Annotated in this window: 10 protein-coding genes; 4 read left to right on the top strand and 6 right to left on the bottom strand. The window is 61.7% G+C overall.

What is annotated here, in order from left to right; translation table 11 throughout:
- Positions 1-61: 61 nt before the first annotated feature.
- A complete protein-coding gene (gene ahpF / locus AC3D25_RS27755; protein ID WP_488891690.1) occupies positions 62-1,654 on the bottom strand; it encodes an alkyl hydroperoxide reductase subunit F in 1,593 nt (530 codons plus the stop codon).
- 120 nt (positions 1,655-1,774) lie between these two features.
- On the bottom strand, positions 1,775-2,338 hold the full coding sequence (gene ahpC, locus AC3D25_RS27750; protein WP_488891689.1) for an alkyl hydroperoxide reductase subunit C: 564 nt from the start codon (positions 2,336-2,338) through the stop codon (positions 1,775-1,777).
- Between the two features lie 225 nt (positions 2,339-2,563).
- Here ahpC and AC3D25_RS27745 point away from each other — a divergent pair, with 225 nt between their 5' ends.
- Positions 2,564-3,259 carry an NADPH-dependent F420 reductase gene (locus tag AC3D25_RS27745; RefSeq protein ID WP_488891688.1) on the top strand — a complete coding sequence of 232 codons (696 nt, stop codon included), beginning with the start codon at positions 2,564-2,566 and terminating at the stop codon, positions 3,257-3,259.
- A gap of 24 nt (positions 3,260-3,283) precedes the next feature.
- Here AC3D25_RS27745 and AC3D25_RS27740 read toward each other — a convergent pair whose 3' ends face one another.
- The gene (locus tag AC3D25_RS27740; protein ID WP_488891687.1) at positions 3,284-4,921 is read right to left on the bottom strand and encodes an ABC transporter substrate-binding protein; all 1,638 of its coding nucleotides are present in this window, start codon (positions 4,919-4,921) and stop codon (positions 3,284-3,286) included.
- A gap of 259 nt (positions 4,922-5,180) precedes the next feature.
- Between AC3D25_RS27740 and ribA the strand changes: the two genes are divergently transcribed.
- The gene (gene ribA / locus AC3D25_RS27735) at positions 5,181-5,867 is read left to right on the top strand and encodes a GTP cyclohydrolase II (RefSeq protein WP_488891686.1); all 687 of its coding nucleotides are present in this window, start codon (positions 5,181-5,183) and stop codon (positions 5,865-5,867) included.
- Between the two features lie 35 nt (positions 5,868-5,902).
- On the opposite strand, the gene AC3D25_RS27730 is transcribed toward ribA, so the two are convergent.
- The 3 genes from AC3D25_RS27730 to AC3D25_RS27720 form a co-directional block, all read right to left on the bottom strand.
- Positions 5,903-6,643 carry a 2OG-Fe(II) oxygenase gene (locus AC3D25_RS27730; protein WP_488891685.1) on the bottom strand — a complete coding sequence of 247 codons (741 nt, stop codon included), beginning with the start codon at positions 6,641-6,643 and terminating at the stop codon, positions 5,903-5,905.
- Between the two features lie 100 nt (positions 6,644-6,743).
- Positions 6,744-7,226 carry a hemerythrin domain-containing protein gene (locus AC3D25_RS27725; protein WP_488891684.1) on the bottom strand — a complete coding sequence of 161 codons (483 nt, stop codon included), beginning with the start codon at positions 7,224-7,226 and terminating at the stop codon, positions 6,744-6,746.
- Between the two features lie 75 nt (positions 7,227-7,301).
- On the bottom strand, positions 7,302-9,584 hold the full coding sequence (locus tag AC3D25_RS27720; protein ID WP_488891683.1) for an ATP-dependent DNA helicase: 2,283 nt from the start codon (positions 9,582-9,584) through the stop codon (positions 7,302-7,304).
- A gap of 169 nt (positions 9,585-9,753) precedes the next feature.
- Between AC3D25_RS27720 and AC3D25_RS27715 the strand changes: the two genes are divergently transcribed.
- Together AC3D25_RS27715 and AC3D25_RS27710 are read left to right on the top strand one after the other, a co-directional pair.
- Positions 9,754-11,091 (top strand): hypothetical protein, encoded by a 1,338-nt coding sequence (locus AC3D25_RS27715; protein ID WP_488891682.1) that lies wholly within the window; start codon positions 9,754-9,756, stop codon positions 11,089-11,091.
- 128 nt (positions 11,092-11,219) lie between these two features.
- Entirely contained in the window at positions 11,220-12,353 is a 1,134-nt protein-coding gene (locus AC3D25_RS27710; RefSeq protein WP_488891681.1) for a sigma-54-dependent Fis family transcriptional regulator, read from the top strand.
- Positions 12,354-12,417: the final 64 nt, after the last annotated feature.

Here is a 12,417-nt window from a genome sequence, read left to right as displayed (position 1 = left end):
ATAAAAAAGCGGCGAACGGAAAAACCGTTCGCCGCTTTTTGTGGCTAGCGTCAGAGGCCTTTTACGCTTCCACGCCCGCCGCTTCCTGCACTTCCGCTTCGGCCGCGACCGAGTTGCGGATCAGGTAATCGAACGCGCCGAGCGACGCTTTCGCCCCTTCGCCGACAGCAATCACGATCTGCTTGAACGGCACCGTGGTGACGTCGCCCGCCGCGAACACGCCGGGGACGGAGGTCGCGCCACGCGCATCCACGACGATCTCGCCGTGCCGCGACAGTTCGACCGTGCCCTTGAGCCATTCGGTGTTCGGCACGAGCCCGATCTGCACGAAAACGCCTTCCAGTTCGATCTTTTTCGCGTCGCCCGTGCGCAAATCCTTGTACACGATACCGTTGACCTTCTTGCCGTCGCCGGTGATTTCCGTGGTTTGCGCCTCGGTCACGATAGTGACGTTTTTCAGGCTGCGCAGCTTCTTTTGCAGCACGGCGTCGGCACGCAGTTCCGCGCCGAATTCGATCAGCGTCACCGCGCTCACGATACCCGCGAGGTCGATGGCGGCTTCGACGCCCGAATTGCCGCCGCCGATCACCGCGACGCGCTTGCCCTTGAAGAGCGGGCCGTCGCAATGCGGGCAGTACGCCACGCCGTGATTGCGGTATTCGCGCTCGCCCGGCACGTTGATTTCACGCCAGCGCGCGCCGGTCGCGAGCACGATGGTTTTGGCCTTCAGCACCGCGCCGTTCGCAAGGCGCACCTCGTGGATGCGGCCCGGAATCAGCGCGTCGGCGCGCTGGACGTCCATGATGTCGACGTCGTAGGTCTTCACGTGCTGTTCCAGCGCGGTCGCGAATTTCGGTCCTTCCGTTTCCGTCACCGATACGAAATTTTCGATGGCGAGCGTATCCAGCACCTGGCCGCCGAAGCGTTCCGCCACGACGCCCGTCGTGATGCCCTTGCGCGCCGAGTAGATCGCCGCCGCCGCGCCCGCCGGTCCGCCGCCGACGATCAGCGTGTCGAATACCGGCTTGTTTTCCAGCGCCTTCGCAGCGCGCGCGCCCGCATTGCTGTCGAGCTTCGCGAGGATTTCCTTCACGCCCGTGCGGCCCTGGCCGAACACTTCGCCGTTCATGTAGACGGTCGGCACGGCCATGATCTGGCGCGCTTCGACTTCGCCCTGGAACAGCGCGCCGTCGATCGTGACCTGGCGGATACGCGGATTGATGATGCTCATCACGTTCAGCGCCTGCACGACTTCCGGGCAGTTCTGGCATGAGAGCGAGATGTACGTTTCAAACTGATAGTCGCCGTCGAGATTGCGGATCTGTTCGATCACCGCATCGTCGAGCTTGACCGGGTGGCCGCCCACTTGCAGCAGCGCCAGCACCAGCGACGTGAATTCGTGGCCCATCGGGATGCCCGCGAAGCGGATGCCCGCAGCCTTGCCCGGCTCGCCGATGGAAAACGAGGGCGTGCGTTCTGCGTCGTCGCGCTTTTCGATCACCGCGATGCGGTCCGACAGCGTAGCGATTTCGCGCAGGAGGTCTTGCAATTCGGCCGATTTCGCGGAGTCGTCGAGCGAAGCGACGATCTCGATCGGCCGGCTGACCTTTTCCAGATAGGCTTTCAACTGAGTCTTGAGATTGGCGTCGAGCATGGCGAGTCCGATTCCTTCAGCGAGGAGGTGTTGAGCGTGGCGATGGTCTGCCTCGTCAAGGTGAGGCGAGAAGTCCGGACCCGAACGGGTCCGGACGTTGTGCAACTTAAAGCGTGAAGCTTAGATCTTGCCGACCAGGTCGAGCGACGGCGTCAGCGTTTCAGCGCCCGGCGTCCACTTGGCGGGGCAGACTTCGCCCGGATGCGACGCGACGTATTGCGCGGCCTGAACCTTGCGGAGCAGTTCGCCCGCGTCACGGCCGATGCCGTTGTCGTGCACTTCGCACAGCTTGATCTCGCCTTCCGGGTTGATCACGAACGTGCCGCGCAGCGCCATGCCTTCTTCTTCGATCAGAACGTCGAAGTTGCGCGAGATTGCCAGCGTCGGATCGCCGATCATCGGATACTTGATCTTGCTGATCGTGTCCGACGTGTCGTGCCATGCCTTGTGCGTGAAGTGCGAGTCGGTCGACACGCCGTAGATTTCGACGCCGAGCTTCTGGAATTCAGCGTAGCGGTCGGCCAGGTCACCCAGTTCGGTCGGGCAGACAAACGTGAAGTCGGCCGGATAGAACACGACGACGGACCATTTTCCCTTGAGGTTTTCGTCGGTAACGGTCACGAAATCGCCGTTGTGATAAGCGGTTGCCTTGAACGGTTTGACTTGGGTATTGATGATCGGCATTTACGAGTTCCTTGTTTGGATCGTTGGGGTGATGAAGATTAATGCAGCGTTTTGAAGCAGTGGAGCCATTATGAGCGAAAACTATCGCTTTTGAAATTCGATTGCGTCAATCGGTGTCATTGGGTTTGGCTATCGCGGACCAGCCTGCGCCGTTTTCGCGCGCGTTTTAACATGAACGTGCTGCCGCGAGCAATGGCGGCGTTCGGTTCACAACCAGGAGGCGGTATGAAGATCGGCATTATCGGCGCGGGAAATATTGGACAGGTGCTGGCGCTCAGGTTCGTCGAACATGGGCATGACGTGCGGATCGGGAATTCGCGAGGGCCCGATACCTTGGGCGATGTGGCAAAAGAAACCGGCGCCACGCCCGCCGAGCTTGCGGAGGTCGTGGCCGGCGCGCAGGTGGTTGTCGTGACGATTCCCGAGGCCAAGGTGCCGAATCTGCCGCATGACCTGTTCGCGGATTTGCCATCGGATGTGATCGTGATCGATACCGGCAATTACTATCCGCGTCAGCGCGACGGTCGGATCGACGGGATCGAGCAGGGCGCAACCGAAAGCCGCTGGGTGTCGCAGCAGATCGGCCGGCCCGTGGTGAAGGCGTTCAACAATATCTACGCCGCGCATCTGCGCAACAAGGGCGCGCCGGACGGCACGCCGGGACGCGTCGCGTTGCCGGTTGCGGGCGACGATCCGGCGGCGAAGGCGGTCGTGATGAAACTGGTCGGCGAGGTCGGTTTCGACGCGGTGGATGCGGGCACGCTCGATGAATCGTGGCGTCAGCAGCCCGCAAGCCCGGTCTACACGTCCGATTTCGATGCAGAAGGCGTGCGCGCCGGATTGCAGGCAGCCAGTCAGGAGAGGAAGCCCGACTGGCGGGCCTCCGACGAAAGCCCCGGCGACTTCGAAAATCCCCGCTGAATCGGAGATAGAAAGACGGCGGCGTCAGTCGAGCGTGATGCCGTCGAAGCGATGACCGCCGAGCGGGCTGATCTCGTAGCCCTTCACGCGCTTCGAGATGGGCTGATAGGCATTGGCGTGGACGATCGGCGTGTACGGCACCTGGTCCTTGAAGACCACTTGCGCCTGCTCGTAAAGCTTGGTGCGCGCGTTTTGGTCGGTGATGAGACGCGCCTTTGCAAGCAGATCGTCGAACTGCTTGTTGCACCATTTCGCCATGTTGCTGCCGTGGACGGCGTCGCAGCCGAGCGTCGTGCCGAGCCAGTTGTCCGGATCGCCGTTGTCCCCTAGCCAGCCATACAGGATGGCGTCGTGCTCGCCGTCCTGCTTCGCGCGCTTGTTGTACTCGGCCCACTCGTAGCTCACGATGTTCGCCTTCACGCCGATCTTCGCCCAATCCGACTGGATCAACTGCGCCATCAGCCGCGCGTTCGGGTTGTAGCCGCGCTGCACCGGCATCGCCCAGAGCGTGATGGTGAAACCGTTCGGAAATCCGGCTTCTTTCAGCAGTTCGCGCGCCTTCGCCGGATCGCGCGGCGCGTCCTTCAGCGCCTTGTTGTACGACCATTGCGACGGCGGCATCGGATTCGTCGCGATGGTCGCCGAGCCTTCATAGACGGTTTTCAGAATCGCCTGCTTGTCGACAGCCATGTCGAGCGCGCGGCGCACGAGCACGTTGTCGAGCGGCTTGTGCTGCGTGTTATAGCCGACATAGGCCACATTGAAGCCGACGCCCGACAGCACGGTCAAGCTCGGATTCTTGCGCGTCGCCTCGATATCGGCCGGGCGCGCGAACGCGGTCAACTGGCATTCGCCGCTCGCGAGTTTTTGCATCCGCACGGCGGCGTCCGGGGTGATCGAGAAGACGAGCTTGTCGATGTGCACGTCCTTGCGGTTCCAGAAGGTCGGATTCGCGTCGTAGCGGATGGTCGCGTCCTTCTGGTAGTCGCGGAACACGAACGGACCGGTGCCGACCGGCTTCTGGTTGATGTCCTCGGGCTTGCCTTCCTTGAGCAGCTGCGCGGCGTATTCGGCCGAGACGATCGACGCGAACTCCATCGCGATGTTGCGCACGAACACGACGTCGGGCGTCTTGAGCGTGAAGCGCACGGTGTAATCGTCGAGCTTTTCGACCGACGCGATGTTCTTGTCGTAGCCGAGATCGCTCAGATACGGAAAGCTGACCGGGTGCGCTTTCTGGAACGGATCGTTCGGGTCGATCATCCGCTTGAACGTAAAGACCACGTCGTCGGCGTTGAAATCGCGGGTGGGCTTGAAGTACGCCGTATTCTGAAACTTCACGCCGTGGCGCAGATGAAACGTGAAGGTCTTCGCATCAGGCGACTCGTCCCACTTTTCGGCCAGTCCCGGCACGAGATCGAGCGAGCCGCGCTTGAATTCGACGAGCGTGTCGTACACCGCATGCGCGCCCGCGTCGAAGTCCGTGCTGGTCGTGTATTGCGCGGAATCGAAGCCCGCCGGACTTCCTTCGGAGCAGAACACGAGCGTTTTGGACGCCGCTGCCGCAACGCCGGTAACGCTGCTCAAACCGAGCAGGAGCGAGACGGCGACGGTGTTGATCGAGCGGATGCGCAGGCGTTGCGAAGTAAGGGATCTGGACAATTTTCGTGGGTCCGCTGAAGTTGAGGATGGACCCTACTGTAACCCGTGCTTAATTTTGCGCGAAGGTGTGTTGCGCGCGGCACGGTAATGAAAACGCGCGCACAGAACGCGAACACGAGCGCGGCAGGTAAAATCAGGCTTCGATGCCGGGGAGCTTGCAAACGAGTCAGCAAAGATTCCCCGCCGGCTTTAACATGGCGTCCCGGGCGGCCTTCATCCGGCGCCTCACAGACTCGCTGCGCAGAACTGCCGAAATAACATGAAAACCGCTTCCGAATCACACGATGCACCCGCCGCCCACGACATCCACCATGCCGCGCCGCGCTTTGGCGAATGCGCGCCGCAGGAAGACGTCGAGTTGGCCGCGACCGCGACCATTCCCACTCGCTACGGCACGTTCACGTCGTATGTGTATCGCGTCAAGCGCACGGACATCGAGCACATCGTGTTCGTCATGGGCGACGTGAAGAACGGCGAGTCCGTGCTCACGCGGCTCCATTCGGAGTGCGTGACGGGCGACGTATTCGGCTCGTACCGCTGCGATTGCGGCGAGCAACTCGATCTCGCGCTGCGCTATATCGCGGCGGAAGATCGCGGCATCTTGCTGTATCTGCGCGGTCACGAAGGGCGCGGAATCGGCCTCGCGAACAAGATCCGCGCGTATGCGCTGCAAGAGCAGGGACTGGACACCGTGGACGCGAACCTGCATCTCGGTCTCCCCGACGACGCCCGCGAATACGATTCGGCCGCCGCGATCCTGCGCGCGCTGAACGTGAAATCCGTGCGTCTGATGAGCAACAATCCGTCGAAATTCGACACGCTGCTCAAGCACGACATTCCCGTGTGCGAACGCGTCGCGCTCGCCATTCCGATGCGCGAGGAAAACGAGCGTTACATCAAAACCAAGCAGGCGCGCTTCGGCCACTACTTCGACGAAAACGAATAAGTGGGCTACGTGTCGCGCTTAAATCACGCGGGGCATCATTCGGCGTCGTGAAAAATCACGCCGAGCGTATGCCGATGCCCCGAGCGCAACCGGCTCACGCCATGCCGCAAATTCACGCGATACGCCCCGCGCGTACCCTTCACCGGGCGATGATGCACGGCAAATACCACGGCGTCGCCTTGCTGAAGCGGCACCACTTCCGCACGCGATTGCATGCGCGGCCGCTGTTCCGTCATCACGAATTCGCCGCCGGTAAAATCGCGGTTCGGTGCGGACAGCAGAATGGCGACCTGCAGCGGAAACACGTGTTCGCCGTATAAATCCTGATGCAGACAGTTGTAATCGCCTTCGCGATATTGAAGGATCAACGGCGTCGGACGCGTCTGTCCGGCTGCGTGACAGCGGTCGATGAAATCGGCGTGTAGCGACGGATATCGCGCCTCCACGCCCATGATTTCGTTCCAACGGTTGGCAACTGACACAAGCCGTGGATAAAGCCCGCTGCGCAGCGTATCGACGATATCGGGCAGCGGATACGCGAAATACCGGTACTCGCCGCGTCCGAAGCCGTAACGCTCCATCACGACACGGCTGCGAAACAACGCATCGCGCTTATACAGGGCCGTCATCGCGCCGCACTCGGCGGCCGTGAGCAGACGCGGGAGCGGGGCCGCGCCATAGCGGTCGAGTTCATCTGCCACACCAGCCCAATCGATAGCCGCAATCCTTTCCTCGATTTTTTCCGTGCCCGGCGTGTGTTCCAAAGCCAGATTCATTGCGTCTCTCCGAAGTCGATGCGAACAGTGTGCGGCACGCGCGCCGCGCTCGCACTCCGGGACTTGCGCTCGAATTCGATCAGACGGCGCCAAGCGGCGTCTAGCGCGCGGTCGCCGTGGCGACTGCGGTCAGGCGCGATTGCATCGCGGCCTTGCGCGCCACGATCTTTTCGCCGATCGCAACGAGGTCGAGTTTTGTCTTGCGGAGCTTTGGAAACAGGTCGTCTTCCTCTTCCTTGACGTGATGGCTGACGTTTTCCGTCAGCACCTTGAAGGTAGCGTCGAAGCCTTCCTCACCCGCTTTGAGCAGCGCGAATTTTTCGATCAGCGACTTGACGAGATAGTGCTCGACTTCCGCTTCGAGAACGTCGTCGCGGCCTTTGAGGTCGAGCGCTTCCTTGGCGGCGGGATACAGCAATTCCTCTTCGACGAGCGCATGAATCGCGAGCAACTCGCAAGTGCGCTGCACGATGGTGGATTTGCGTTCGAGATCGTTCTTGTCCGCGCGTTCGAACGCATCGAAAAGCTGTTCGAACGCGCGGTGATCGGCCTGAAGAATGGTGATGGCGTCCTGAACGGACATGGCGGGCTCCTGTGCGACGGTATAGGTTTTATGAGGTTCATCATAGGAGCAAACCCGATACCCGCGCGTGGCCGGTTAACCCTTGTACGTCAGGCCGCGAACGATATCCACGCGCCACCACGGCGGCAAAAGGCGTCGCACCTCGGGCCGCGCGAAACGGTCGTCGATCAGATACACCACGCCGCTGTCGAGCGGTCCGCGAATCACGCGGCCCGCCGCCTGTACGACTTTCTGCAAGCCTGGAAAAAGATACGTGTAGTCGTATCCCGCGCCGAATGCCTGCTGCATTAACGCTTTCATCTGCTGATTGACGGGATTTAGTTGCGGCAACCCGAGCGTTGCGACGAACGCGCCGATCAACCGCGCGCCCGGCAAATCGATCGCCTCGCCAAACGCGCCGCCGAGCACGGCGAAGCCGATGCCGCGGCTCTCCGGCGTAAAGCGCGCGAGGAACGCTTGCTGTTCGGCTTCGCGCATCGCACGCGATTGTGCGAAGAACGGCACGGCGGGATGGCGTGCCGAAAGCTCGGCCGCGACTTGCGCGAGATAGTCGAAGCTGCTGAAAAAACTCAGGTAATTGCCGGGCATGCGCGCGTATTGCGCGGCGATCAGATCGGCCACTTGCGCGACGGATTGCGCGCGATCGCGAAAGCGCGTCGAGATATCGGCGACGGCTTTGACCTGCAATTGCTCGGTCCGGAACGGCGAGGCGACATCGATACGCGCGCAGGATTCGGGTAATCCCAGGGTGTCCGCGTAAAACGCGGCGGGCGTAAGCGTAGCGGAAAAAAGCGCGACGGAATGCGCGCGCGCGAGCCGTGGGCGAAGATGCGGCGCGGGCACGACGTTACGCACGCATAGCGTGGTTTGGCGACCGTTGAGCGAGATATCGAAGATGGAATGGGTGTCGAATTTTTCCGCAATACGCACGAAATGCATCGCGTCGAAATAGAACCGCAACGTGTCCGGTTCGATAACGTCGGGTTGCTCCGCGAGACTCTCGGTGACGAGCGAAATGGCCTGTTCGAGCGCGTCGATCAATCGCTCCGGCAACGCGGCGTGGACCACGTATTCTTCGGTCTGCTCGCGGGTCAGCGCATTCCACGCGCGATTCACGCGATCGAATGCGCGTTTCAGAATGGACGGCGCGCGGCGGCGCACGGCCTGGAACGCGGCTTGATCGAGCGTGGCGGAATACATGCCGCGCGCACGCTCGACGAGGTTGTGCGCTTCATCGACAAGCACGCTCACGCGCCAGCGGTTCGCCTCGGCGAGTGCGAACAGCATCGCGCTCGTGTCGAAGTAATAGTTGTAGTCGCCGACGATCACGTCGCTCCATCGCGCGAGTTCCTGCGCGAGGTAATACGGGCACACGTCGTGCGCAAGCGCGGTTTCGCGCACCGCTTGGCGGTCTAGCGTGACGCGATCCAGCGCCGCCGCGCGCGCCGCAGGAAGTCGATCGTAAAAGCCGCGAGCAAGCGGACACGACTCGCCGTGACAAGCGCGGTCGGGATGCTCGCAGGCCTTGTCGCGGGCGACGAGTTCGAGCACGCGCAACGGGGTATCGAGTGTTGCCATTGCATCGAGCGCAAGCTGACGGCCCGCTGTTTTCGCGGTCAGGAAATAGATTTTGTCGAGTTGCTGGCCCGGCCACGCTTTAAGCAGCGGAAAGAGCGTGCCCACGGTCTTGCCGATACCCGTCGGCGCTTGCGCGAGCAGGCATCGCTCTTTGATCGCCGAGCGATAGACCGCTTCCGCGAGTTCGCGTTGTCCGGGGCGAAACGCGCCATGCGGAAAAGCAAGCGCGGTGAGCGCGGCGGCGCACTCGCCGCGATGTTGCAATTCCTGCGCCGCCCACGCGACGAAACGTGCGCAGTGATGCTCAAAGTGCTCGCGCAGCCACGCGGCCGTTTGCGTTTCGAGCAGCACGGTTTCGCGCTGGCTTGTGATATCAAAGTAGACAAGCGCCAGTTCTATTTCCGCGAGACCGAGTTTCTTGCACATCAGCCAGCCGTAGACGCGAACCTGCGCCCAGTGCAAATGCCGGTGATTCTCGGGCATTGCGTCGAGTTTGCCGCGATGCGTTTTGATTTCTTCGAGCCGGTTCGTGGCCGGATCGTAACCGTCTGCGCGGCCGCGTACGAGTAGCGTTCCAATCTGCTCGGACAGCGTGATTTCGGTCTGATAACCCGCATGGCGGCGCGCCGTGACCACACCATGTCCGACGATGCCTTCCAGGGCCGTGGGCGAAGGCGTGAAGCGCAAGTCGAGATCGCCGCGTTTCGCCGTGAATTCGCACAGCGCGCGCACGGCGACGGTGTAGGCGAGAGGCGCGGAGAGTTCGGTGGCTGTATGCATGTACAGTATTTTAGCATCGAGGATGCGGGCTGTTTGCTCGAGCTTAAGCGAGCGTTCGTTTAAAAGTGCGTCACGCATTTCGTTTTAAACAGCGGGCGGATTGCGCATCAGAGCAGCGCATTCGTCAGTCGAAACGATGCTGGTCAATCCGAACCGATCGAGGCAGCCGATGAACATGGTCCCTGTGAAGGACGCGTCAAGTTCGTTCGATGAACTCATCTTCAAGCGTGAGCTCAACGAGGTGTATCTGCTGCTCGATTTCATTTCGGGCCGTCCGGACGTGCATATCGGCAGCATCGATCTGAAAATTCCCAAGCCGGATGCGCCGAACGAAACGCTGAGCGCGTTCGAAACCATCGAATACATTTGCAAGCTGCGCTATCCGCCCGACCCTCACGGCGCCCTGCGCGCCGCCGACGCCACGCTGCTCCTGCTCGTGAAGGACAAGCTGTCCTCGCTCGCGTATCCGGCGCGCGGCATGACCATCGCTTACACGTATAGCTTCATCGAGCCGACCGGTTCGCTCGTATTCGCGGACAAGATCGAGACCGGCGGTCCGCAAACGCGCATTTCGGTGGCCAAAGAAGCGTATCCGGGGCTTTACAGAAGCGCGCGGCGGTATCGCAAGGTGCATCGCGCGACGACGTATCTCGGCGTGTTCTGCACGGTGCTCGCGGCGATTTCGCTGTGGTACGTCGCCTACGGCGTGCAGATCACAACGCGCTTCGAGGAAGGCCGCAAGAGCGTGCTGGCGACGACCGCGCAAATTTATACGGCGCTCGATAAGGAGGGCGCCGGCAAGGGCGTGGCGGCCCGCGATTCGATCTTCGCGACCTGCAACGCGGACAACGTGAAGAAGGAAGGAAGCGAGATCAACCAGTTGTGCAACGAATGGTCTTACGTTCAGGCGCGCTACGTGAAGACCATCGCCGACGCGTGCATGTTCGCGACCAATGCGCCGTCGCGCTGGCTTATCAAGGCGTTTCCTTCGGAGCTTGGCTACGAAAAACTCGGCTGCGGCAGGAAGCCGGCGCCGGCCGTGAAAGAAGAACCGAAAGGCGCGGCGAAGACGGCCGATGTTCCGGACAGCGCCGACGCGCCCGATATCTATGCCGCTCAGGAAGATATTCAATCGATCACGCTCGTGTTGTCCACGTACGCGACTTATGTGTTGCCGATTCTGTTCGGGCTGGTCGGGACCATTGCGTCGATGCTGCGAGGTGTCGGCGACAAAATCGCGGCGAGCGTGCTCTCGCCGCGCGACGAAGCGCTTGCGTTCTTGCGCATTCCGCTCGGGTTGATGGCAGGCGTCGCGGTCGGCCTCTTCTTCAGTCCGACCACGGTCGCGACGCAGGTGAGTTCGGGATCGGGCGTGCTCACGTTGACTGCGTCGGGGATCGCTTTTCTAGCCGGATACGGCGCGGAGGGATTCTTCCGCATGGTCGACGGCATGATCGCGCGGGTCTTTAGCCTTGACCGTAACGACCGGCCCGGTCCGGTGAAATAGTGCTGCGTTGAGACGATCGTCTCAATTGCGCCGATGCTGCACTGCAGTGTGTCTCGCCCATCCCTGTGTGATAAAAATCGGCCATCGGCATTTTCGGGCCGATCGGGTAAACGCCGGGGAGAGCTGTCATGCCGTATGTTTCGCAGACCCTTCATATCGACCGCGTGCGCAATGTGATTGAAGGCCGCGTCACGCGTCCCGGCGACGAGTCGCGGCGTCTTGCGCTGTCGTACCGGCGTTCGCTCGAACAGCATCATCTCGATCCCGGCGCAACCATCGGTCCGCGCGTGCTCACGTCGCCGGAACTGCGCCAGATCCAGCAGCGTGAAGATGCGTTTTTGCGCGCGTCGGGCCAGTGCCTGACGCGCCTTCACGACATGATCCGCGAAGACGATTACTGCGTGATGCTGACCGACTCCTTCGGCGTGACGATCGACTATCGCGTTGATCGCGAACGCCGTCACGATTTCAAACGCGCGGGACTGTATGCGGGATCGTGCTGGGCGGAGCACGAGGAAGGCACGTGCGGCATCGCGAGTGTGCTGCTCGATCGCGCGCCGATCACCGTGCACAAGATCGATCATTTTCGCGCGGCATTCACGACGCTCACCTGCAGCGCATCGCCGATCTTCGCGCCGAACGGCGAACTGATCGGCGTGCTGGATGCATCCGCCGTGCGTTCGCCCGACGACCGCGCGAGCCAGCGCCTCATCAACCAGCTAGTGCGTCAGAGCGCGATCCTGATCGAGGATGGCTACTTTTTGAACGCAACGTCCGATTGCTGGGTGTTGCTCGCGCATCGCAACCGCCATTACGTCGAGGCGCAGCCTGAAATTCTGATCGCCTTCGATGCTCGTGGTGTCGTGGTCGCGGCGAACCGGCGCGCGCGCGAATGCGTGACGGCCTTAAGCGAGCCTGGCTCGCACGCGAGCGAATTGTTCGATCTTGCGCCGGAGCGTCTGCTCGATGGCCGTCCGGGCCGCGAGTTCGTATCGTTTCGCATTCTTTCCTCAGGCTCGTCGTTGCATGCGCGTGTGCGCGCGCCGTTGCGTGCGACTCTTTCTGATCGTCGCGTGACATCGCCGGTGTTGAATGCGCCCACGCTTGGCGTCGAAGCGGAAGCGCTTCGAACGCGCATCGTCGCGGCGCTGACCGAGGCCAAGTGGCGGCCACAGTTGGCAGCCCAGCGGCTTGGGATCTCGCGGGCGACGTTGTATCGGCGGATCGCTAAGTATGGGATTTTGCCGCCGCACAGGAGGTAACCGGGGCGGTTGGGTTGGTGGGTGTTTGCTTGTGCTTCTTGGGAATTTGCACGGTTTGTTTTGC

It is taken from the genome of Caballeronia sp. SL1002, from assembly GCF_057814995.1.
This window is presented reverse-complemented; position numbering and strand designations above follow the sequence as displayed.